This is a genomic window from Micromonospora sp. NBC_01392, assembly GCF_045040125.1.
Taxonomy (GTDB): Bacteria; Actinomycetota; Actinomycetes; order Mycobacteriales; family Micromonosporaceae; genus Micromonospora.
On the sequence record NZ_CP109549.1, the window covers coordinates 521,133 to 544,631 of the forward strand.

General features: G+C 72.1%; 18 protein-coding genes, 1 tRNA gene and 1 pseudogene. 17 read left to right on the plus strand and 3 right to left on the minus strand.

All coding sequences use genetic code 11. The features are described 5' to 3' along the window. The first annotated feature begins 103 nt into the window (after positions 1-103). From OG767_RS02445 to OG767_RS02470, 6 genes are all read left to right on the plus strand, one after another. Entirely contained in the window at positions 104-1,024 is a 921-nt protein-coding gene (locus OG767_RS02445; protein ID WP_405091960.1) for an endonuclease domain-containing protein, read from the plus strand. Then, entirely contained in the window at positions 1,011-1,664 is a 654-nt protein-coding gene (locus OG767_RS02450) for a hypothetical protein (RefSeq protein WP_405091961.1), read from the plus strand. Before OG767_RS02445 ends, OG767_RS02450 begins: the two co-directional genes overlap by 14 nt. Then, positions 1,664-4,828 carry a helicase HerA domain-containing protein gene (locus tag OG767_RS02455; protein WP_405091962.1) on the plus strand — a complete coding sequence of 1,055 codons (3,165 nt, stop codon included), beginning with the start codon at positions 1,664-1,666 and terminating at the stop codon, positions 4,826-4,828. Before OG767_RS02450 ends, OG767_RS02455 begins: the two co-directional genes overlap by 1 nt. A gap of 212 nt (positions 4,829-5,040) precedes the next feature. Further along, complete coding sequence (locus tag OG767_RS02460) at positions 5,041-5,334, plus strand: hypothetical protein (RefSeq protein ID WP_405091963.1); 294 nt, start codon at positions 5,041-5,043, stop codon at positions 5,332-5,334. Continuing rightward, positions 5,334-5,954, plus strand: coding sequence for an RNA polymerase sigma factor (locus OG767_RS02465; RefSeq protein ID WP_405094113.1), 621 nt, complete (start codon positions 5,334-5,336; stop codon positions 5,952-5,954). The genes OG767_RS02460 and OG767_RS02465 overlap by 1 nt, the downstream gene beginning before the upstream one ends. Beyond that, entirely contained in the window at positions 5,941-7,833 is a 1,893-nt protein-coding gene (locus OG767_RS02470; RefSeq protein ID WP_405091964.1) for an EAL domain-containing protein, read from the plus strand. The genes OG767_RS02465 and OG767_RS02470 overlap by 14 nt, the downstream gene beginning before the upstream one ends. A 211-nt stretch (positions 7,834-8,044) precedes the next feature. Here the strand turns inward: OG767_RS02470 and OG767_RS02475 are convergent, their stop codons facing one another. Continuing rightward, a complete protein-coding gene (locus tag OG767_RS02475; RefSeq protein WP_405091965.1) occupies positions 8,045-8,731 on the minus strand; it encodes a trypsin-like serine protease in 687 nt (228 codons plus the stop codon). Between the two features lie 297 nt (positions 8,732-9,028). On the opposite strand from OG767_RS02475, the gene OG767_RS02480 reads away from it, so the two are divergent. Next, positions 9,029-10,504, plus strand: a complete 1,476-nt coding sequence (locus OG767_RS02480; RefSeq protein ID WP_405091966.1) for an endo-1,4-beta-xylanase — start codon at positions 9,029-9,031, stop codon at positions 10,502-10,504. Positions 10,505-10,582: 78 nt separating this feature from the next. On the opposite strand, the gene OG767_RS02485 is transcribed toward OG767_RS02480, so the two are convergent. Further along, positions 10,583-12,796, minus strand: a complete 2,214-nt coding sequence (locus OG767_RS02485) for an ATP-dependent RecD-like DNA helicase (protein ID WP_405091967.1) — start codon at positions 12,794-12,796, stop codon at positions 10,583-10,585. Between the two features lie 16 nt (positions 12,797-12,812). Beyond that, positions 12,813-13,493 (minus strand): annotated as a pseudogene (locus OG767_RS02490) (AAA family ATPase); the annotation flags it as partial. Between the two features lie 130 nt (positions 13,494-13,623). Here OG767_RS02490 and OG767_RS02495 point away from each other — a divergent pair. The 10 genes from OG767_RS02495 (at position 13,624) to OG767_RS02540 (ending at position 23,414) form a co-directional block, all read left to right on the plus strand. Further along, positions 13,624-13,878, plus strand: coding sequence for a Txe/YoeB family addiction module toxin (locus tag OG767_RS02495; protein WP_405091968.1), 255 nt, complete (start codon positions 13,624-13,626; stop codon positions 13,876-13,878). Positions 13,879-13,991: 113 nt separating this feature from the next. Next, positions 13,992-14,064: transfer RNA gene (locus tag OG767_RS02500), tRNA-Lys, on the plus strand. Positions 14,065-14,457: 393 nt separating this feature from the next. Continuing rightward, the gene (locus tag OG767_RS02505) at positions 14,458-14,652 is read left to right on the plus strand and encodes a hypothetical protein (protein WP_281943769.1); all 195 of its coding nucleotides are present in this window, start codon (positions 14,458-14,460) and stop codon (positions 14,650-14,652) included. A gap of 156 nt (positions 14,653-14,808) precedes the next feature. Further along, a complete protein-coding gene (locus OG767_RS02510; RefSeq protein ID WP_405091969.1) occupies positions 14,809-15,858 on the plus strand; it encodes a LacI family DNA-binding transcriptional regulator in 1,050 nt (349 codons plus the stop codon). Between the two features lie 264 nt (positions 15,859-16,122). Next, positions 16,123-17,199 carry a LacI family DNA-binding transcriptional regulator gene (locus OG767_RS02515; RefSeq protein ID WP_405091970.1) on the plus strand — a complete coding sequence of 359 codons (1,077 nt, stop codon included), beginning with the start codon at positions 16,123-16,125 and terminating at the stop codon, positions 17,197-17,199. After that, positions 17,196-18,485: an extracellular solute-binding protein gene (locus OG767_RS02520; RefSeq protein ID WP_405091971.1), complete on the plus strand. Its 1,290-nt coding sequence runs from the start codon at positions 17,196-17,198 to the stop codon at positions 18,483-18,485. The genes OG767_RS02515 and OG767_RS02520 overlap by 4 nt, the downstream gene beginning before the upstream one ends. Next, positions 18,485-19,438 (plus strand): carbohydrate ABC transporter permease, encoded by a 954-nt coding sequence (locus OG767_RS02525; RefSeq protein ID WP_405091972.1) that lies wholly within the window; start codon positions 18,485-18,487, stop codon positions 19,436-19,438. Before OG767_RS02520 ends, OG767_RS02525 begins: the two co-directional genes overlap by 1 nt. A gap of 1 nt (position 19,439) precedes the next feature. Further along, a complete protein-coding gene (locus OG767_RS02530; protein WP_405091973.1) occupies positions 19,440-20,285 on the plus strand; it encodes a carbohydrate ABC transporter permease in 846 nt (281 codons plus the stop codon). A 1-nt stretch (position 20,286) separates the two neighbouring features. Beyond that, complete coding sequence (locus tag OG767_RS02535; RefSeq protein WP_405091974.1) at positions 20,287-21,360, plus strand: hypothetical protein; 1,074 nt, start codon at positions 20,287-20,289, stop codon at positions 21,358-21,360. A 17-nt stretch (positions 21,361-21,377) separates the two neighbouring features. Beyond that, positions 21,378-23,414 carry a hypothetical protein gene (locus OG767_RS02540; protein WP_405091975.1) on the plus strand — a complete coding sequence of 679 codons (2,037 nt, stop codon included), beginning with the start codon at positions 21,378-21,380 and terminating at the stop codon, positions 23,412-23,414. Positions 23,415-23,499 lie beyond the last annotated feature (85 nt).

Below are 23,499 nucleotides of genomic sequence, written 5' to 3' on the forward strand. Positions count from 1 at the left end.
CGACGGTGGGGAGGGGCTGGCGCTGCTGTCGAACCGGAGCCTCGCCGACGTCCCGACCGATCGCGTCGTCGCCCTGCCCGACGCGGAGACCGACGCGCTGGCCATGCTGATCGCCCGCGACCATCCGGACCTGGCCGCCGTGGTGCATCGCCCGGCCACTCGACCCGTCATGCCGGCGGACGTCGTGCACGCCGCGCTGGACCGGCTCGAACAGGTCGCCGTCGAGTTGCTGCCGGCCTGGCTGCCCGAGATCGCGGACGGGGTCCGCCCGGACACGGCCGGGCTGGCGGCGGTCCGGGTCGCGGCCACCGCGCGGGCCCGCCGCGAGCGGTATCCCGGCACGTTCCTGCCCGACCTGGCCCGCTACGCGGTGACCGGTCGACGGGCCACCACCACCACGCCGCTTCCGGTGCGTACCCGGGCGGCGGCGCTGGCCCGCCTCGTCGCCGGCGCGTTCGGGCGGCGGCGGGTGGTGCTGCTCGTCGAACCGGCGGCCGGCGACGCCGCGGTGGTCGCGGCCGGGGCCACCTGGCTCGGGCAGCACGGCGGTCCGGCCGTCTGGCTGGTGGGGGCCGGCGCGGCCGGGCCGGAAGGGTTGCCGGCGTTCCGGCTCGCGCCGCCGCGCGCCCCGCTCCCCGGCGGGTTGGCGGCGGGAAAGCCGCATCCGGGCAGCGACGTCGAGAAACGGTTGGAGACGGCACTCGCCGCCGAGAGCTGGGCGGCCGGACGACGGTGGAACCAGAGCTTTCAGTCGCACGGCTTGGCCACGCCGGTGCGACTCGATCTACTGTGGCCGAACGAACGGTGCGTGGTGGAGATCGACGGGCCGGAGCACTGCCGTCCGGTCCACTACGAGGCCGACCGGCAGCGCGACGTCCAGCTCCAACTGGACGGCTACACGGTCCTGCGCTTCACGAACGCCCGGGTGATCCACGACGTCGGCGCCGTGGTCCAGCAGATCGGCACGTATCTGCGGGCCCGTCGCCGGGACATGGCGGAAGGACGGCAGCATGGCCGGCGATGAGCTGACCGCATCCGAGAGCGCGATCCTCGTCGTGCTCATGGCCGAGGCGCGGGAGGTGTTGAACACCGAACTCCGCGACCGTTACCAGCTCGACGTACGCAAGCCGCAGCGGGACAAGCTCACCCGTCTGCAGTACGTCGCCAGCCGCCGGAGCGGGTCGACGTACGCCCTCCAGCTCGACGACAAGGGCTGGGTACGCATGCAGACCGACCTCGACTTCACGCTGCGCGGGGCGTCCGCGCTCGGTGCCGCGTTGGCCGCCCTCCAGACCAACCTGCGTGAACGCGTCCTGGCGCGGAGCGGCTGCGCCACGCTGGCCGAGTTGTTCGCCCTGACCGACGTGCGCGCCCCGGCACCCGCTCCGGCGGCCGGGCCGACCGGGTCGATGGAGGCGCGCGTGGTCAGCGCCTACCGGGCGCTCGCCGACGAGCCGGGGGCCTGGGTGAGCCTGCGCCGGCTGCGCCCGTTCTTCGCCGACGTGTCGCGGGAGCACCTGGACGAGGCGCTGCGCGGGCTCAGCCGGAGCGACGGCGTGAGCATCGCGCCCGAGTCGAACCAGAAGACGCTCACCGAGGCGGACCGCGCTGCGGCGCTGCGACTCGGCGGCCAGGAGAACCACCTGCTGGCGATCGGCGTGTGATGGACGAGGCGGAACGGGCCGCGCTGGCAGCGCTGCGGTTCGACTGGGCGCCGGTGCCCGACGACGTGTGGCGACCGCTGCCCTTCCACGTCGACGGCCTGCACCTCCCGGTGGTCCGGGACGTCCTCGCCGGCGTGGACGAGGCCGCGTCGAACCCGCACGGCAGCCCGCTCGGCCTGGTCGTCCAGGGTCAGCGGGGCTCCGGCAAGACCCACCTGCTGGGCGTGATCCGCGAGCGGGTGCAGCAGCGGGGCGGCTACTTCTTCCTGGTCGGCCTGCTCGACGCCGAAAGTTTCTGGGACGGGGTGCTCGCCGCGATGCTGGACGGCCTGGCCCGGCCGGTGCCCGGCAGCTCGGAGACGCAGCTCAAGCTGCTGCTGCGGCGCCTGTCGGCGCTGGTGGGCGCGCCCCGGACGGCCCGTCGGGCGGTGATGGGCGACACCGAACTCACCCGCGCCGCACTCGACGCGTTCCTGGAAGGGCTTGGCGACTTCGACAGGCACGCGGCCCGGACCTGCCAGGAGACGGCGCGGGCGCTGGCGCTGAGCGCCTCCGAGAACATCTCGCACCGGGATGTCGCGGAGAACTACTTCCTCTCCGGCGAGGAGATGACGCCCGGCGAACGCGCGGCCTGGGGGATGCGTCGGGTGCCGCGCCCGGCCCAGCAGATCGTGCAGGACCTGTCCTGGCTGTTGGCGCTCACCGGCCCGTCCGTGGTGGCGATCGACCAGATCGACACGCTGATCGCCCAGTTGGCGATCCAGAGCGACCCGGCGGTGGTGGGCGCCGCGATGAGCCCGGAGCAGGCGCTGACGCTGGCCCGGATGGCGGACGGCCTGATGTCGCTGCGCCAGACGACGCGGCGCACGCTGACCGTGCTCGCCTGCATCCCGAACTCGTGGACCATCATCCGGTCCACCGCCGCCGACACGGTGGCCGACCGGTTCCGGGAGACGCCGATGCTGCGCCGCATCGACGACGCCGACCTGGGCCGGGCGATCGTCGAGAAGCGGTTCGCGCTGCGCTACCAGGGGGTCGGGTTCTCCCCGCCGTACCCCTCGTGGCCGGTGTCCCCGCGCGCCTTCGCCGGGGCCGGCTCGTTCACCCCGCGCCAGTTGCTGATCGAGATCGACGGGCACATCCGGGCCTGCCTCGCCGACGACGAGGTCCGGGAGATGACCGGCCTGGGCGAGCCGTCCGCCGTGCCGTCCCGGGTGCCCCGGCCCACTCCGGCGACGGCCACCGCCGAGGAGACGGGCCGCTACGACGCCCGCTTCGCGGAGCTGCGAGCGGCCGCCGATCTCGTCGCGCCGCGCGATCGCGCGTCGGAGGACGGGACGATGCCGGCACTGCTGACCGCCGGGCTCACCGCCTGGATCCTGGAACGCGGTGACGCCGGGGCGGCGTTCAGCGTCGATCCGCCGCCGAGCACGGACCCGCCGCTGCACGCCCGGCTGCGCCTGACGCTGAACGAGCACACCGAGGACCAGGTGCACTGGTGTTTCCGGGCGGTCAGCGACAACCACCACGGCAACGCGGCGCTGGCCCGGCTCCGCAAGGCGAGCATGGCGTCGGCCCTCGACACCGGGCTGACGAAACGCAAACTGTTCCTGCTGCGCAACCGCGACTGGTCGACCAGCGCGGCCACCCGGAGGACACTCGACGCGTTCCACGCGGCGGGCGGCCGGACGATCGGCCTGGACGACGAGGACCTGCGGACCCTCTCGGCGCTACGGGTGATGCTCGCCGAGACCACCATGGACCTGCGAGGCTGGCTGGCGGATCGGCGTCCGACCCGGAGCCTGACGTTCCTGCGGCACGCGCTGGCGGACGTCGACGGGTGGACGGCGGCCGACGGGCCGCCACCGGCGCCCGCGTCGACCCGGCCCGTGGCCCGGCCCACGCCACCCTCGGCCGCGAGCGGGCCGGCGTTCGTGGTGGGACACGGGTACGACGACGACGCGCCGGTCCCGCTGGCCCTGGAAGCGCTCCGGAAACACGCCACGATCTTCGCCGGCTCCGGCTCGGGCAAGACCGTGCTCATCCGCCGCATCGTCGAGGAGTGTGCCCTCGCGGGTGTCTCCGCCATCGTGCTCGACCCCAACAACGACCTCGCCCGGCTCGGGGAGGCGTGGCCCGACCCGCCGCCGCAGTGGCGGCCGGGTGACCCGGCCCGGGCGGCGGACTACCTGGCCCACACCGAGGTGGTGGTCTGGACGCCGCGCCGCAGCTCGGGCCGTCCGTTGAGCTTCCAGCCGCTGCCCGACTTCACCAGCGTGCGCGACGACCCGGACGAGTTCGGCGAAGCCGTCGAGGCGGCCGTCGCGGCGCTCGCGCCCCGGGCCATGGTCACCGGCCGGGCCACCCGGGCGCACCTGGGGCTGGCGGTGCTGCGCAAGGCCGTCGAGCACTACGGCCGGCGCGGCGGTTCCCGGTTGAAGGGCCTCGTCGACACGCTCGCCGACCTGCCGGACGGGATCATCGACCTGGAGGACGCCGACAAGATCGGTCTCGGTCTCGCCCAGACGCTCACCGCCGCCATGGTCAACGACCCGCTCTTCGGTGGCGAGGGCACGCCGATGGACCCGGGCGTGCTGCTCACCCCCGCCGCCGGCAAGCGGGCCCGGGTCTCGGTCGTCAGCCTGGTGGGGCTGCCGTCCGACGACGTCCGCCAGAGTTTCGTCAACCAGCTCCAGATGGCGTTGTTCGCGTGGATCAAGAAGCACCCGGCCGGTGACCGGCCGCTGCTGGGGCTGCTCGTGATGGACGAGGCGCAGACGTTCGCCCCGTCGGGGGCGATGACCGCCTGCACCCAGAGCACGCTGGCGCTGGCCGCGCAGGCCCGCAAGTACGGGCTCGGGTTGATCTTCGCCACGCAGGCGCCGAAGGGGCTGCACAACCGCATCCCCGGCAACGCGGCGACCCAGGTGTACGGCCTGATGAACAGCCCCATCCAGATCGAGGCGGCTCGCGAGATGGCCCGGGCCAAGGGCGGGGACGTGCCGGACATCTCCCGGCTGACGGTGGGCGAGTTCTATCTCGCCGCCGAGGGCGCCGCGCCGCGGAAGATCCGTACGCCGCTGTCGTTGAGCCACCACCCGCGCAGCCCGCTCACGGTCGAAGAGGTGCTGGAGCGGGCGCGCGGGACGGGCCGTGGTGGTTGATCGGTAGCCAAGAGTGACGGAGAGCTACGCGCAAATTGCCCTCATGGGATTGTCATGACCACTTCGCGCAGCGTCCCGACGAGATGACTTTGTGCTGTATGTGCTGCCAGAGAGCTTGATCATCGATCTTCGAGAACATTGTGGACGCGGAGGCGTCTACATCCGCTGCCCGCCACGGATAGTAATTGGCGACCGAAGGGGGCAGGAGAACGATGAACGAAGCGCTGGCGGAACCGCTCACCGGCTATCAGGTGATGGCCGTGGCTGTGGCCGTCGCGGGGGCAGCGGCCGGACTGGTGCGCGCGTGGGTCGCGTACCGGGCACGCATACAGGAGGAACGCGAGGCGACGACACGTACCACAGCCCGGGTCACCTGGCTGATCAGGCTCGCGGAGGCCGACCACGACATGGTGCGGATCGTGGAGCGCGACCGCGACGGGCACCGCGAGGTGGAGCTGGGTGGCCGCGGCGTGCCGAAGGCCGAGGCCGTCGAGGAGGCGGCGTGATGGAGTTCGAGGGCACCGCCGCCCTGACGACGGACCAGGTCGACCGCGAGACGGCGCGGAAGGCTGAGGCCGCTCGCGTGAAGGCCGCGCACGACCAGGAGTTCGCCGTGTTCGCCGAGGCCTCCTACCACCAGGTGGAGCGGATCCTCAGGTCGGCGTGCCGGGACCGCGAGGTGGTCGAGGACGCGCTCAACGAGGCGTACCTGCACGGGCGGGTCAAGTGGTCCGAGCTGCGGGCCCACGACCGGCCGATCGGCTGGATCGTGGTGACCGCCCGATTCAAGATCATGAAGGACCGCCAGCGGTGTCAGCGGGAGGCCGCGATGGCCCCGGAGGACCTGCCGCCGGTACCGCGCTCGAACATCGCCGACGTGTGGGAGGCGCAGGAGACGCTGCGGGGCTGGTTGCACCAGCTCCCGACGCGGCACGCCGAGGTGTTCCAGATGGCGCAGGAGGGATTCTCCAACCAGGAGATCGCGCGCATTCTCGGGCTGACCGAGAACAGCGTCCGCTCCTACAAGGTGGCCGCCCGGCGGGGGCTGCGCGAGTTGGCCGAGGAAGCCGGCTACACCGGCCCGGACGGCCACCGGCGGCAGGGGGAGAGCCGTGGATCTCGATGACATCCTGGCACTGGCCGAGACCACGCCCAGCCCGCTGGAACTCGCCCGGGCGCGGCGGGTCGCGCGCGCCGCGCAGAGCCAGTACGACGTCTCACTCGCCGAGGGCTACAAGATCCTGGTCGACGCCGACCTCGTCGACCCGTTGACCTGCGACGCAGACGAGGCGGCCCGGGTCGCGCGCGCCGCCCAACTGTCGAAGTTGGGCACCGTCACCTGGGCAGCCGGTGGAACCGAGGGCGTCGGGCGGATCTTCTGGTCGGACGAGATGGCGCGGATCTTCGGGCACGCGCCAGGAACGTTCCGGCTCACCCCCGACACGCTTCTCGGCCTCGTGCATCCCGGGGACGCGGGGCGGGTCCGTGCGGCGGTCCGGGCCGTATGGGAACGGAAGCGTCCCGGCGAGGTCGGCTTCCGGGTGATCCGCCCTGGCGGCAGCATCCGCCACGTGCACTGCCACCTGGAGATTACGACCGACCAGGGCGAGCCGTCCGGAATCATCGCCACCGGTGAGGACGTCACCACGCTCGAACTCGCCCGGCGGGAACGCCGTCGGCTCGCCGTCCGCAGCCGCATGCTCTGCGCCGATCCGGCCGCGCGGGACGCCCTTACCGGGCTGGCGACCCGCGGCTACGTCATCGACAGGGTCGATCGGGCCCGCCGCACCACCGGTGGCACCGTCGTCGTCGTGGCGACCGAGCCCGCCACCCGGCTGCCGGAGGCGCTCACCGACGAGGACCGCGACCAGTTGACCGCGGCGGTCGCCCGTCTCCTGCGTACGGTCGTCGGGAGCGAGCTGACGGGGGGCCTGGTCGGCTCCGGCCTGTGGGGAGTGCTCCTCGCGCCGGCCGGGGACGACGCCGAGCGCCTGGCGGCTCGGATCGTCGAGCGGTTCCGGAACCATCTGTTCAGCGTCCGGCAGAAGACGGTGCGACTCAACACCTCGGCGGGTGTCGTGCATTTCGACGGCGGGATCAGTGCGAGCGGATTCGACCTGCTCGTCGACGGCGAGCACGCGGCCCGTGACGCCCGCCGCGACGCGGCCTCCATCACCGTGCTCGACCAGCCGGTCGCCGACGGCGAGCGGGCGGACCGGTGCCGTTCCCGGGTGCGGCACGCGGTCTCGGCGAACAGATTCGCCCTCTACGCGCAGCCCATCGTCGATCTCCAGCTCAACCAGGTCACTCGCCACGAGATCCTGCTGCGGGTGCGGAGTGACACCGGCGAGCCGGTCGCACCCTGGGCCTTCCTCGACATGGCCGAGCGGGTCGGGGAGATCCTCACGGTGGACAAGTGGGTCGTCGACCACGCCCTGGAGTTGATCGGCCGGGGCGCCCAGACCTCCCACTACCAGGTCAACCTCTCCGGTAGGTCGCTCGCCGACCCGGGGCTGCTCGCCTTCGTGACCGAGGCGATCGACAGGCACGGCGTCAGGCCGGAGTGTCTGACGTTCGAGATCACCGAGACCGCCCTCATCGAGAACCGGAACGAGGCGCTTGCCTTCGCGACCGGGATCAGAGAGGTCGGCTGCCACCTGGCACTTGACGACTTCGGCACCGGCTACAGCACGCTCACCCATCTGAAACAACTTCCGGTGGACCTCGTCAAGATCGACGGGACGTTCATCGTCGACCTCTGCCGGTCTCCGGCAAGTCAGGCCCTGGTGTCCATGCTGGTCAAGCTCTGTGAGGCGCTCGGCATCCGGGTCGCCGCCGAGTACGTCCAGGACGAGCAGACCATCGAGCTGCTGCGGAACCTCGGGGTCGACTTCGCCCAGGGTTACCGGACCGGACGACCCGAGCCGATAACCGTCAGCCGGACGGAGGCGCAGACGGTCGAGCTGGAACTGCGGTTCCCGCCGCAGTACACCGCGCTCGGCTGATCGTCGTCCGGCGCGGTGCGAGCCGCGGTCAGGGCCGGAGCACGTGACGGCCGCGTACCCCGCCCTTGGCCACCGCCTGGTGTGGCTGGTGGATCATCCCCAGCGTGTGGAAGAAGCCGCTGGCGACGCCGAGGTCGACCGGGTTGACCGCTGCGGCGCCGGCTGGCGCGGGCCTGCCCCTCGGAGCGGGCAGGCCCGACGGGCGGGACGGTCAGCCGGAGACCCCGCTGATGCCGCTGACGCTGTGGATCCAGCCGGCCAGGAAGCCGGTCGGGATCGCCCGCGCACCGTTCGAGTCGTCCCCGTCGACGTAGACGGCGTGGACGCGGCTTCCGTACCAGACGCCCGCGCCCGAATCACCGTAGGAGGGATATCCGTTCAGGCCGCTGAGCACAAGCTCCGACCCCGACGCGGAGTCCAGCCGCAGCGAGCAGACCTTCAGCGACGGGGACACCGGCCCGGTCCGGGTCGTGTATCCCCAGCCCCGGACCGCCATCGTCAGGCCCGCCTTGAGCGGATTGGGGTCGGAGCTGTAGCGGACGATGAGATTCGTCTGGGTGATGTCGGCCGCCAGATGGAGCACGGCCATGTCGTAGCCCTTGGGGGCGACCGCCGTGCCGTCCACCTCGATTCGTTGACCGTATCCGAGCCGCCGGTCTCCCACCTTGACCACCAGTCTGCTGGGATGGAGGCAGTGCGCCGCGGTCAACACGTAGTGCTTACCGATGATCGTGCCGGTGCAGTTGAAGCTGGCTCCGCCGTTGATCCAGACCTGCGCCTGCCCGGTGATCGAGCCTGAGGTGGTCCCGTCGATGATCGCGGAGGCCGGGGACGGCGCACCGGCAATGATCGCGACGATGCACGCGATGGCCAGAAGCGCCCTGGGGGCACCCTTCACGGGAGTCTCCTCTTCGGTTGTCGATCGATCCGATCTCGGAAGTTACCGGTCATCCGACGGACATCCCGTATGGACAGCGTTAACGGTGCGTTATATCTGTGGGCTTCGCGACCGAAGCCGTACCCTTCCGCGCCGCGACCAGGTCAATTCCATTGACATTGACCGATCATCGGCGTCCGAGTATCTTCCGAGAAGTTACCGGTAGTTTTCCGAAAAGTTTCGGGGCTGCCGGCGGGGACGCGGGTCCGCATCCCGCCACTACCTTGCACGCCACCGTCCCATATGCAGAGGAGTGTCATGAAAGGTCTACTAAGGCGTGGCCCCTACCGCCTGCTGCTGGCCGCCACCGCCGGCTCGCTGGCCCTGGCTGGGGCCGCCCTTGTGGTGCCCGGCCCGGCCCAGGCCGCCAGCACGCTGGGCGCGGCGGCCGCGCAGTCGGGCCGCTACTTCGGCACCGCCATCGCGGCGAGCCGGTTGAACGACTCGACGTACAGCACGATCGCGGCGCGTGAGTTCAACATGATCACGGCCGAGAACGAGATGAAGCCGGACGCCACCGAGCCGAACCAGAACCAGTTCAACTTCAACTCCGGTGACCAGATCTACAACTGGGCGACCCAGCGTGGCCTGAAGGTGCGCGGTCACACGCTGGCCTGGCACGCCCAGCAGCCCGGCTGGATGCAGAACATGCAGGGCAGCACGCTGCGTAATGCGATGATCAACCACATCAACGGTGTGATGGCCCACTACAAGGGCAAGCTCGCCGCGTGGGACGTGGTGAACGAGGCGTTCAACGAGGACGGCAGCCGCCGTAACTCGAACCTCCAGGGCACCGGCAACGACTGGATCGAGGTGGCGTTCCGCACCGCGCGGGCGGCCGACCCGTCGGTCAAGCTCTGTTACAACGACTACAACATCGAGAACTGGTCGTACGGCAAGACGCAGGGTGTCTACCGGATGATCCAGGACTTCAAGTCCCGGGGCGTGCCGATCGACTGCGTCGGTCTGCAGACCCACTTCACCGGCGGCAGCTCGCTGCCGAGCAACTTCCAGACCACGCTGTCCAGCTTCGCCGCGCTCGGCGTCGACGTGGCGCTCACCGAGGTCGACGTCACCAACTCGTCGACCTCGCAGTACCAGGGTCTGACCCAGGCGTGCCTGAACGTGCCGCGCTGCATCGGCATCACCGTGTGGGGCGTGCGCGACAGCGACTCCTGGCGCTCCAACGAGAACCCGCTGCTGTTCGACGGCGGCGGCAACAAGAAGGCCGCGTACACCTCGGTCCTGAACGCGCTCAACGCGGCCGGCCCGGGGCCGACCACCTCGCCGACCACCTCGCCGACCGCGACGCCGACCTCCGGGCCGACCACGCCGCCGCCGTCCGGCGGCGCCAGCCGGATCGTCGGCAGCCAGTCCGGCCGGTGCGTCGACGTGCCCAGCTCGTCGCAGACCAACGGCACCCGGGTGCAGCTCTACGACTGCCACGGCCAGACCAACCAGCAGTGGACGTACACCGGCAGCAAGCAACTGACCATCTACGGCGGCAGCCGCTGCCTGGACGCGGCCGGCTCCGGCAACGGCGCGGCGGTCCAGATCTACGCCTGCAACGGGCAGGCCAACCAGCAGTGGAACGTCAACTCCAACGGCACCATCAGCGGCGTGCAGTCCGGCCGCTGCCTCGACGTCTGGGGCACCGCCAACGGCCAGCAGGTCCAGCTCTACGACTGCAACGGCCAGGCCAACCAGCAGTTCCGGCTCGTCGCGAACTCCTGACCGACAGGCGGTGGCTCACCGTGGCGACGGTGGGCCACCGCAGTCGTCGGGCAGGTCTCCCGCGTCGGCTCGGGGTTGTCACGCGAGGCGGTGGTTGAGGGCGGTGTGCCGTCGTCCGGCGCCGACGGTGCGGACGGCGGCGGCGAGCGCGCGGCGGGAACCGACCAGGACGACCAGTTGCTTGGCGCGGGTGACGGCGGTGTAGAGCAGATTGCGTTGCAACATCATCCAGGCGCTGGTGGTCAACGGGATCACCACGGCCGGATACTCCGAACCCTGGGACCGGTGGATGGTCATGGCGTACGCGTGGCTGAGTTCGTCCAGCTCGTCGTAGTCGTACGCGATGTCCTCGTCCTCGTCGGTGCGGACGGTGAGCGTCTGGTCCTCCGGGGAGATGGCGGTGACGATGCCGAGCGTGCCGTTGAAGACGCCCGCCTGACCCTTGTCGTAGTTGTTGCGGATCTGGGTGACCTTGTCGCCGATCCGGAACACCCGCCCACCCATCCGCCGTTCCGGCTGCCCCTCGCGGGGCGGGGTGAGTTTCTGCTGCAACAGCGTGTTCAACGCGCCGGCGCCGGCCGGGCCGCGGTGCATGGGGGCGAGCACCTGGATGTCGCGGCGGGCGTCCAGGCCGAACCTGGCCGGGACGCGGGTGCAGGCGACGTCGACGGTCAGGGCGGCGGCGGCCTCGGTGTCGTCGCAGGCGAACAGGAAGAAGTCCGGCAGCCCCTGGAGGAGGGGCGGGCGGCCGGCGTTGATGCGGTGCGCGTTGGTGACGACGCCGGACTCGGCGGCCTGGCGGAAGACCTGCGTCAGCCGCACCCGGGGAATCGCCGGGGCGGCGAGCAGGTCGCGGAGCACCTCACCGGCGCCGACCGACGGAAGCTGGTCGACGTCACCGACCAGCAGCAGGTGCGCGCCGGGCGGGACGGCCTTGACGAGCTTGTTGGCGAGGACGAGGTCGAGCATGCTCGCCTCGTCGACCACGAGCAGATCGACGTCGATCGGGTTGTCGCGGTCGTAGGAGGCGTCACCGCCGGGGCGTAGCTGCAACAGCCGGTGCACGGTGGCGGCCGGATGGCCGGTCAGCTCGGCGAGACGCTTCGCGGCGCGGCCGGTCGGCGCGACGAGCGTGACCTTCGCCTTCTTCGCGGCGGCCAGCTCGACGATCGAGCGTACGGTGAAGCTCTTGCCGCAGCCCGGCCCGCCGGTGAGCACCGCGACCTTCGAGGTCAGCGCGAGCCGGACGGCCTGCTCCTGCTCCTCGGCGAGGTCGTTGCCGGTGCGGGCCCGCAACCACCGCTGCGCCTTGCCCCAGTCCACGTCGTGGAAGTGGGGCAGCCGGTCGACCCGGTCGCGCAGCAGCCGGGTCAACGAGGTGGCGAGCGACCGTTCGGCGCGGTGGAGAGGCACCAGGTAGACCGCCGGCACCGGTTCCCCGTCCCGGCCGGGCAGCGCCTCGCGGACGACACCCTCGTCGGCCACCAGGTCGTCGAGGCAGCGGGCGACCAGGTCGGCGGGCACGTCGAGGATCTTCGTCGCGTCCGCGACCAGCTCCGGTTCGGGCAGGTAGCAGTGCCCGTCGTCGGTGGCCTCGGAGAGCGTGTACTGGAGGCCGGCCATCACGCGTTGCGGGCTGTCGTGCGGGATGCCCACCGACCGGGCGATCGTGTCGGCGGTCTTGAAGCCGATGCCCCACACGTCGGCGGCCAGCCGGTACGGCTCCTTGGTGACCACGTCGACGGAGGCGTCGCCGTACTGCTTGTAGATCCGCACCGCCAGCGAGGTCGACACGCCGACGCCCTGGAGGAAGACCATCACCTCCTTGATGGCCTTCTGTTCCTCCCACGCGGCGGTGATCTTCGCCGTACGCTTCGGGCCCAGCCCCGGCACCTCGACCAGTCGGGCCGGCTCGTCCTCGATGACCCGCAACGTGTCCAGGCCGAAGTGCGCGACGATCCGCTCGGCGAACACCGGCCCGATGCCCTTCACCAGACCCGAACCGAGGTAGCGCTGGATGCCCTGGATCGTGGCGGGCAGCACGGTGGTGTACGAGTCGACCTCGAACTGCCGGCCGTAGCGCGGATGCGACGACCAGCGTCCGTGCAGACGCAGGCTCTCACCGGGCTGCGCCCCCAACAGCGCGCCGACCACGGTCAGCAGGTCACTGCCCCGCTCGGTGGCCACCCGGGCCACCGTGTAGCCGGTCTCCTCGTTGACGTAGGTCAGGCGCTCCAGGACCGCTTCCAGCGTGGCCAGCGGGGGACGGGGTGCGGCGGTCACGGCCACCATCTTGCCTCCGACCGACGCGGCTCTCCCAGACCGGCTGCCGCGGTTCGTCGTTGTGCACGATGATGTCCGCGTGCTCGGTCGGGCGGACCGTAGCGAAGTAGAGCTGCTGGGCGGGAAGGTACCGCTCGCGCCAGCGCCGTTCGATCCCCGCCCGGGACGACACCTGGCGCTCCCGGACCACGGCCCGCTCCAAGGTCCGGTCGAGTGCGGTCGACACGAAGACGCGCAGGTCCCACCGGTCGATCAGTTCCGGGCGCATCAGGAAGACGCCGTCGAAGACCAGCACGGCGTCGGCGGGGGCGGTCGTGACCGGCGGGGCCAGCACCGTGTCCGTGGCGTGGTCGTACACCGCGGGTCGGAAGCGCCGGTCCCCGCCGGGGCCGAGCGGGTCCAGCAGCACCCGGGTCAGTGATTCCCGGTCGTGGGTGTCGAAGTAGCAGCCCTCGGCCGAGAACTCACCGCGCGGATAGCGCTGCGCCCGGGGGAACAGGAAGTCGTCGACGGTCGCCCGGATGACGTCGCGGCCCCGCTCGCGCAGGACGGTGGCCAGCTCGTCGGCGAGGGTGGTCTTGCCGGCGGCGGGCGGCCCGTCGACGGCGACGCGCGTCGGGTGGGTGGCGGTGACGGACCCGACGGCTTCGGCCAGGTGGTCGAGCAACTCGTCGCGGGTGCCGTGCTCGCGTGGCCGGCTCACCATTCCTGCTCCGCCTCGATCCGCTCGCACAACCGCACCAGGATTGCTCGACCGTCGAAGAGTTGCGCAACGGGGGCGGGGAAGTGCACGACCTGATCGATCCGGAGGTCAGCCCGGGCGGGGCGTCGGCGGCGTGAAGGTCCAGTTCGCCGGGCGGGGTTGGGAGGACTATCTGGCCTGGCAACGAGACCGTCAGATGCTCAGACGGGTGAACGCCCTGATCGAGGACGTGCGACGTAACGGGCATCAGGGCATCGGAAAGCCGGAGCAGCTTCGGGGCAGCTGGTCCGGGTTCTGGTCGCGGCGCATCGATCAGGAGCACCGGCTGGTGTACCGGATCGTCGATGACACCGTGCAGGTCGCGCAGTGCCGCTATCACCACGAATAAGTCGTTCGACACAGCATGCGACCGGATCCTGGCGATGGCTTTCGGCCCTCGCCGTGTGCACGTCGGACGGACCGCGCCCCCACGTCAGCGATCGGGTAGCCTGATGGCCCAGCGGGCCGTTAGCTCAATTGGCAGAGCTGAGGACTTTTAATCCTTAGGTTCTGGGTTCGAGTCCCAGGCGGCCCACTGGCAGCGTGCCGGCCCATAAGTCGCGCAGACGTGTGCGCCGCGTCCGGCGTGGTGCCCGCTTCGGCCTTTGCGCGCTCGGCCGCCTCGTGCCCGCGCGGTCCCCCGCGGCCACGTTGCCGTCGCCCACACGTTCACCACTGCCGCCGTCACCTCGTTCGCGGTGCCACGCGCCGCTCGGTAGCCGTGTTCGCCCCATCCGCTCTCCGGTGGACCGATTCCGAAGCGCCGCGTACGCCAGCCGCCGTTCTCCGGGCCGAGGCCCGGAGAACGGCGACACCTTCCCGGCTCGCTCTGGCCAGCAGTGGCACACGTCGATCGAAGACGCTGCACACTAGTTTCTTGACCGGTAAAGAGAGCCGCTGTACTGTACCGGTATAGAACGCAGCGCCGATGAGTCAGGAGTTCGCCATGGAGATGCCCGCCGCCTTCGTGACCGCCGTCAACGCCGTCGACTTCGAATTCGCCAGCGCCCGCCCGGACGCCCCGGTCGTCCCGTACGTGGAGAAGCCGCCGCGCACCAGGGCCGTCCGCGCGGCCGTTGCCAGGCGTCTCGCTCGCGTCGCCAAAGTGGTCAGGCTGGCGTGACGCCGGTCTTTGATAGCCTCGTACCAGCCGGTAGGCATCGGCGTCCGCCGACCCGCACGGCGGGTGTCGGACGACAGGACCGGTCCGCCGTCAGGGCTCCCTCGCCCTCCGGCGGCGGACACATCTGGACCGACTGGTGGTGGCGTGGCGTCCCGGGTGACACTGCAGACGATCGCTGACCGGGTCGGCGTGAGTCGGATGACCGTGTCGAACGCCTTCTCCAAGCCCGACCAGTTGTCCGCGGCGCTACGCGAGCGCATCCTCACCGCCGCCCAGGAAGTGGGCTACGTCGGCCCTGATCCGGCGGCCAGAGCCCTGGCCAAGGGCACCACCGGCGCCGTCGGCATCGTGCTGACCTCCTCGCTCCGCTTCGCCTTCACCGACCTGGTCGCCACCAGCTTCCTCGGCGCGGTGGCGGAGGAACTCGGCCCGACCGGCCTGTCGCTCACCCTGCTGACGTCGTCCGACGACGGCGCGATCATTCCGGCGCGTGACGTGGCGATCGACGGTGCGCTGGTCTACTCGTGCGATCCCACGTCGACCGCCGTCCAGTTCCTCACCCGCCGCAAGCTGCCCCTGGTCTACGTCGACCAGGTGCCGGTCGACGGGATCCCCGCCGTCAACGTGGACGACCGCGCCGGCGCTCGGGCCGCCGCCCAGCACCTGATCGACCTGGGGCACCGGCGGATCGGCCTGCTCCTGTCCGGCCTGCACGGCACGCACGGTGTGGTCACCGCGGCCGACCTCACGGCCGAGGGGCACGCCTCCACGCAGCGGCTGCTCGGGTGGCGCGACGCGCTCGACGCGGCCGGCATCGATCCCGTGATGGCTCGGCAGAGCGGCGCCGACCTGGAGCAGGCGAAGGCGGGCGCCCGGCTGCTCCTGGACCGACCCGACCGGCCCACCGCGCTGCTCTGCTTCTCCGACGCTGTCGCCTACGGCGCGCTCCGGTGCGCCGAGGATCTCGGCATCGACGTGCCCGGCCAGCTGTCGGTGGTCGGCTTCGACGACAACCCACTCGCCGTGCAGATTCGCCCCACCCTGACCACCGTCCGTCAGGACGTGCAGGCCAAGGGGCGGCTCGCGGCGGCAGCGCTCAGCCGTGCGATCCAGGACCGTCTCGCCGGCCGTCCGATCACCGCCGAACACACGCTGCTCCCGACCGAACTCGTCGTCCGGGACAGCACCGCCCCACCGGCAGGCTGATCACTCCGCGATTCACCGGCCAGCGCGCACACCGGCGCCCGGCTCGGCGGTCCGCCACGTCCCTCTCGGCGCACTCGCCCTCGCCCCGGACGGCACCGCCCGTGGCGCGTGCGTAACCCGGCGTCGCGTCCCCCTGACGTGGCGCTGACCTGCCGTCGAGCCGCTGTGCATCGATCGGCCGTCTCCTGTTGTGCAGTCGCGGGAACGGGTCTAACCTCCGTTTCTTAAACCGGTTTAGTCGTCCGTCCGACGAGGGAGGTGCCGGTGACCCGGCCAGGCCGACCGACGATCCGCGACGTCGCCCGCGCGGCCGGCGTATCGAAGGGTCTGGTGTCCTTCGCGCTCAACGGCCGCCCCGGGGTGGCCGACGAGACGCGGGAGCGGATCCTCACCGCCGCCCGCGCCCTGGGCTGGGAGCCGAGCCACCGGGCCCGCGCCCTGTCCGCCTCGCGGGCGTTCGCGGTCGGCCTGGTGATCACCCGCCCGCCCGAGCTGCTCGGCGCGGACCCGTTCTTCCCCGCCTTCATCGCCGGGGTGGAGCGGACCCTGTCCGACCGGGGCCAGGCCCTCGTCCTCCAGGTCGTGCCCGAGTCGACCGAGGAAGCCGGCTACCGACGGCTGGCCGCCGACGGCCGGGTGGACGGCGTCTTCCTGCTCGACCTGCGGGTGGACGACCCACGGCTCGCGCTGCTGGAACAGCTCGGGCTGCCGGCGGTGACGATCGCCCGGCCGATGGCGCCGAGCCGCTGGCCGGCGCTGCTGATCGACGACCGGCCGGGCATCGCCGCGGCGGTCGCCCACCTGGTCGAGCTGGGGCACCGGCGGATCGGGCACGTCGCCGGGCCGGACCACTTCCTGCACGGCCGGGTCCGCCGGTTGGCCTGGGAGCGGGCGCTGGCGGACGCCGGCCTGCCCGCCGACCTGTGCGTGCCGTCGGACTTCTCGGCGGCCGGCGGCGCGCAGGCCACCCGCGCGATGCTCGACCGGGCCGAGCGGCCCACCGCGATCGTGTACGCCAACGACCTGATGGCCATCGCCGGGCTCGCGGTGGCCCGGGAACTCGGCATCGACGTGCCCGGGCAGCTCTCCGTGACCGGGTTCGACGACGCCGAGTTGGCCGGCTACGTCAGCCCGCCGCTGACCACCGTGCGCACCGACCCGTTCGAGTGGGGTCGGGCGGCCTCGCACGCCCTGCTGGAACTCATCGACGGCGAGCCGGTGGCCGACGTGCCCACGCCGCCCGCGCAGCTCGTCCTCCGTGCCTCCACCGCACCACCACCACCGGCGCCACCGGCCCAGCGGCGTCGTTCCCCCGCACCGTCCCGATCGGAGCAGACATGAAACGTACCCTTCCGGCCCTGCTGCTGACCGCCGCGATCGCCGTCACCGCGGGTTGCGACGGCAGCGGCGGTGGCGGCGACGCCGCCGAGGCCAACGCCGCCCGTGGACCGATCGACATCTGGCTCTCCAACAACCAGGAGGAACTGGCCTGGGGCAAGGCGATGGTCGAGGCGTGGAACGCGGAGCACGCCGACCAGAAGATCACCGCCCAGGAGATCCCGGCGGGCACCAGCTCGGAGGAGGTGATCGGGGCCGCCATCACCGCCGGCAACGCGCCCTGCCTGATCTTCAACACCGCGCCGGCGGCCGTGCCGCAGTTCCAGAAGCAGGGCGGGCTGGTCGCCCTGGACTCGTTCGACGGTGGCGCCGCCTACATCGCCGAGCGCACCGGCCAGACGGCGGACCAGTACAAGTCGCCGGACGGCAAGTTCTACCAACTGCCGTGGAAGTCCAACCCGGTGATGATCTTCTACAACAAGACGGTCTTCGCCAAGGCCGGGCTGGACCCGGAGCGGCCCCCGCTGGCGACGTACGACGAGTTCCTCGCCGCCGCCCGGAAGATCAAGTCGTCGGGCGCCGCGCCGGCCGCCATCTACCCGGCCCCGACCAGTGAGTTCTTCCAGTCCTGGTTCGACTTCTACCCGCTGTTCGCGGCCGAGACCGGCGGCAAGCAGCTCGTCGACCAGGGCAAGGCCCAGTTCGACTCGCCGGAGGGCCAGCGGGTCGCGGAGTTCTGGAAGACGCTCTACGCCGAGGGCCTCGCCCCGAAGGAGAAGTACAACGGCGACTCGTTCGCCGACGGCAAGGCCGCCATGGCCATCGTCGGCCCGTGGGCGATCTCGGTGTACGGCAGCAAGGTGAAGTGGGGCGCGGTGCCGGTGCCGACGTCCACCGGCAAGCCGGCCGACCAGATCCGCACGTTCAGCGACGCGAAGAACGTCGCCATGTACTCCGCCTGCAAGAACCGCGCCACCGCCTGGGACGTGATGCGCTTCGCCACCAGCAAGGAGCAGGACGGCGCGCTGCTGGCCAAGACCGGTCAGATGCCGCTGCGCACCGACCTGGCCGCCGCGTACCCGGACCACTTCGCCAAGAACCCGGCCTACCAGGCGTTCGCCGACCAGGCGGCCCGGACGGTCGAGGTGCCGAACGTGCCGAACTCGGTGGCCGTCTGGCAGGCGTTCCGCGACGCGTACTCCGAGTCGGTGATCTTCGGTAAGAAGCCGGTGCCCGACGCTCTCGGCGCCGCCGCGGACAAGGTCGACCAGCTCGCCGCCGGATCCTGATGTCCACCGCCCACACCGCGGCGGCCCCCGCTGCCGGGGCCGCCGCGCGAAGCCCGAGACCGGCCGGCCGGGGCCGGGTGGCGACCGTGCTGGGCCGCCACCCGGTGGGCATGGTGCTGGCCGCGCCGTACGCGGTCTTCATCGCCGTGGTGTTCGCCTATCCGCTGGGCTTCGCGATCTGGATGAGCTTCCACGACTACTTCTTCGCCGCGCCGGGCGCGGTGGTGGACCGGCCCTTCGTCGGGCTGGACAACTACCGCGCGGTGCTCGCCGACCCCGCGGTCCGCCAGTCGTTCGGCAACATCGGGATCTTCCTGGTCATCAACGTGCCGCTGACCACGGTGCTGGCGCTGCTGCTCGCGGTCGCGCTGAACCGGGTGGTGCACGCCCGGACGTTCCTGCGGGTCGCGTTCTACGTGCCGTACGTGACCGCAAGCGTGGCGGTGGTCGGGGTGTGGCTGTTCCTGTTCAACGCCGGCGGCCTGGTCAACTCCGTGCTCGGCCCGCTGGCGCCCGACCCGTCCTGGCTGGTGAACGCCGGCCTGGCGATGCCGGTCATCGCGGTGTTCGTGGTCTGGAAGCAGCTCGGTTTCTTCATCCTGCTCTACCTCGCCGCGCTCCAGAACGTGCCGAAGGAGCTGTACGAGTCGGCGTCGGTCGACGGCGCGGGCTGGTGGCGGCGGTTCCGGTCGGTGACCGTGCCGGCGGTCCGCCCGGCGACCGCCCTGGTGGTCATCCTGGCCACCATCACCGGCGCCAACCTGTTCACCGAGCCCTACCTGCTCACCGGCGGGGGCGGCCCGAACGGCGCGTCCGCCTCCCCGGTGCTGGTGATGTACCAGCGCGGCATCCAGCAGGGCCAGCCGGACGTGGCCGCCGCCATCGGCGTGCTGCTGGTGATCGGGGTGCTGCTCATCTCGTTGGTCAACCGCCGGCTGATCGAGAGGGACTGACGTGACACCGACCTCCACCGCCCGGTGGCCGGGGCTGCTGCGCCACGTGGTGCTGTTCGCCGGGGCCCTGCTGTTCCTCTTCCCCTTCTACTACATGCTGATCGGCAGCCTCCAGGCCGAACCGGACACCTCGGTCGCCGGGGCGTTCCCCACCTCCGGCCTCACCCTCGACAACTACCGGGACATCAACTCCCGGGTCGACCTGCTCGGCTCGCTGATCAACTCGGGCGTCTTCACCGGCGGCGTCATCCTCGGCACCGTGGTCTTCGGGGTGCTCGCCGGCTACGCGCTGGCCCGGCTGCGGTTCCGCGGCCGGGGCACGCTGTTCGCGCTGGTGCTGCTGGTCCAGGTGATCCCGTTCCAGCTCCTGCTGATCCCGCTCTACGTGCTGATCGTGCGCGGCTACGGGCTGGCCGACTCCTACCTCGGGATGATCCTGCCGTTCGCGATCAACACCACCGCGGTCTTCGTCTTCCGGCAGTTCTTCCTGCAACTGCCGGACGAGTTGTTCGCCGCCGCCCGGATCGACGGCGCCGGTGAGCTGCGGCTGCTCTGGTCGGTGGCGTTGCCGCTGGTCCGCCCCGCGCTGCTGACCGCGGTGCTGCTGACCTTCATCGGGCCGTGGAACGAGTTCCTCTGGCCGTTCCTGATCACGAAGCAGGCGGACATGCAGCCGCTGGCGGTCTCCCTGGCCAACTACCTCAGCAACGTGGCGGCCCGCGCCGCCAACCCGTACGGCGCGGTGCTGGCCGGCGCCTGTGTGCTCGCCGCGCCGGCCGTCGGCCTCTTCGTGGCCTTCCAACGACACTTCATCTCCACCGACGTCGGATCCGGAGTGAAAGGTTGACATGCGATCCTTCTCGACCACTGTCCCGTACACGCTGACCCGGCTGGGCGTGCTGATGGCGCCCGACCCGGCCGAACCGTTCGAGGCCGCCGGCGTGCTCAACCCGGCGAGCGGGCGTACCCCGGACGGCCGGCTGCACCTGCTGCCCCGGCTGGTCGCCGACGGCAACGTGTCCCGCGTCGGGCTCGCCGAGGTCGAGCTGCGCGACGGCGTACCGGTCGGCGTGCGCCGGCACGGCGTCGTGCTGGCCCCGGACGAGGGCTGGGAACGCGGCCTCCACAACGCCGGGGTGGAGGACCCGCGCACCACCTGGGTGCCGGCGCTCGGCCAGCACCTGATGACGTACGTGGCGTACGGGCCGCTCGGCCCCCGCCTCGCGCTGGCCGTCTCCACCGACCTGCGCTCCTGGCGGCGGCTCGGGCCGGTGCAGTTCGCCTACCAGCCCGACCTGGACACCGACCTCAACCTGTTCCCCAACAAGGACGCGGTGTTCTTCCCCGAGCCGGTGCCCGGCCCGGACGGCCGGCCCTGCTACGCCATGCTGCACCGGCCGATGTGGGACCTCGGCTGGTTCCGCCCCGGCGAGGGCGTGCACCTGCCGGCCGGCACCACCGACGAGCGGCCCGGCATCTGGATCTCGTACGTGCCGGCGGACGAGGTGCACGCCGACGTCACCGCGCTGTCCCGCCCCCGGCACCACCGGTGCGTGGCGCTGTCCGAGTTCCCCTACGAGGAGCTGAAGATCGGTGCCGGCCCGCCGCCGCTGCGGGTGCCGGAGGGCTGGCTGCTGCTCCACCACGGGGTGACCGGCCACGTCCCCAGCGGCTGGGACCCGACCACCCAACGCGTCGAGTACGCGGCCGGGGCGATGCTGCTGGACCCGGCCGACCCGGCCCGGGTGCTGGCCCGCACCGCCGAGCCCATCCTCGCGCCGTACACCGAGGACGAGAAGGCCGGCACCGTGCCCAACGTCGTCTTCCCCACCGCGATCGAGGAGGTCGACGGCGTGCGGTTCGTGTTCTACGGAATGGCGGACACGAAGATCGGCGTCGCCCGGCTCGACCGCACCCCCTGACGCCCGAGGAGACCACCATGAAACGCCGATCCCTCCTGCTGGGTGGCAGCCTCGCGCTGGCCGGACCGCTGCTGGCGCAGCCCGCCCCCGCCGGGGCCGCCACCGTGTCCGCCGCCGACCCGTTGACGAACCTGTCCCATCTGGACTACCTGCTCGACCGGGTCACCCCGCCCGCGCAGTCCGGGCACACCACGTACCGGCTCGCCGAAACGCCCACGGTCGGGGTGCTGTGGACGTACGCCGAACCGAACCCCGACGGCACGTTCCGGCGCGTCGGCGGCGGGGCGTACGACCCGGCGACGGACACCTGGGGGCAGGGCGCCTACAACGCCGACGACATCGCCCGCGCCGCCGTGGTCTACCTGCGACACTGGCGGTCCACCGGCGCCACCACCAGCCGTGACGCCTCGTACGCCCTGCTGCGGGGCCTGACCTATCTCCAGACCGCCACCGGGCCGGACGCCGGGAACGTGGTGCTCTGGATGCAGCCCGACGGCACGCTGAACCCGAGCGCCGAACCGGTCGAGCTGCCTGACCCGTCCGACAGCGGCCCGTCGTACTGGCTGGCCCGCACCGTCTGGGCGCTGGGCGAGGGGTACGCCGCCTGGCGTACCGCCGACCCCGGGTTCGCGTCGTTCCTGCGCGCGCGCCTCGACCTCGCGGTCGGCGCGTTGGAACGCCAGGTGCTCGTCCGGTACGGCACGTGGCAGGTCGTCGACGGCGAGCGGACGCCCGGCTGGCTGATCGCGGACGGCGCGGACGCCACCGCGGAGGCCGTGCTGGGGCTGGCCGCGTACGTGCGGGCCGGTGGCGGTGCCGGGGCGCGGCGGGCGCTGAGCCGGTTCGCCGAGGGCATCGCCGCGCTGGCCGACGGGGACGTCCGCGAGTGGCCGTTCGGCGCGGTCCGCCCCTGGGCGCTGTCCCGATCGGTGTGGCACGCCTGGGGTTCGCAGATGCCCGCGGCGCTGGCCGTCGCCGCGCGGGTGCTCGGTGACCGGCGGCTGCTGCCGGCGGCGGTGGCCGACGCGGCGGTCTTCACGCCGTGGCTGCTCACCTCCGGCGGCCCGGACAACGGGCGGCAGCCCACCCCGACGGACCGGTCGCAGATCGCCTACGGCGTGGACTCCCGCGTGCAGTCGCTGCTCGCCGTCGCCGACGCCACCGGGCGCGACGGGTTCCGGCAGCTCGCCGGCCTGACGGCCGCCTGGTACTTCGGCGCCAACGCGGCCGGCGTGCCCGGGTACGACCCGGCGACCGGGCGCACCGTCGACGGCATCGCCGGCGACGGGACGGTCAACCGCAACGCCGGCGCCGAGTCGACCATCCACGGCCTGCTCAGCATGCTGGCGTTGGACGCCCACCCCGAGGTGGCGGCGCTGGCCCGGCAGGGCCGGATCGTGGCGCGGGTCGGCGGCACCGTGGTGGAGGCCGAACAGGCCACGCTGACCGGCGGCGCGGACGTGGTCACCCCCGACTCGACGTGGACCGGCGAGTCCGCGTTCAGCGGCGCGTACGCCCTGCTGCCGGCCGGCGCGACCGCCCGCTGGCGGTTGCCGGCCGCGGACCAGCCCCGGCTGGTGCTCCCGGTGGTCGAGTTGCGGCCGGGCAGCCGGGCCGTCACCCGGTGGTCCGCCGCCTCGCCCGACGGCCGGGCGCGGACCGTGGGCACCGTCCGGCACGGGCGGGTCGGCGCGCAGGGGACCTCCCCGGCGCCCGGCGCGCTGCTGCCGGTGACGCCGAGCGGCCCGGCGGAGGCGCCGGCCGACGCCGTCGACCTGGTCGCGGTCTCGGCCGGCGGGGACGCCGTGGTCGACGCGGTCCTGCTGGAACCGCTCGTCTCCCGGTACGTGATCGCCGGCACCGGATCGACGACGGCGCTGCTGCGCAGTGCCGCCCGCACGCCCCGGACCGTCCCGGTCACCGTGCCCGGCCCGGGGACGGTGTGCGTCGAGACGTACGACGCGCAGGGCGTACGGCGCTCCCGGACGCAGGCCCGGGGCGGCACGGTGCCGGCGGTGGTGCTGCCCGGCGGCTTCACCCTCGTCCGGCGCTGACGGGCGCGGCCCGGGCGGTCTCCCCGCCCGGGCCGGAAGTCGCGCTCCTGCGCGGTTGCTGTCCGGTTCAGCGGGTACCGCACCG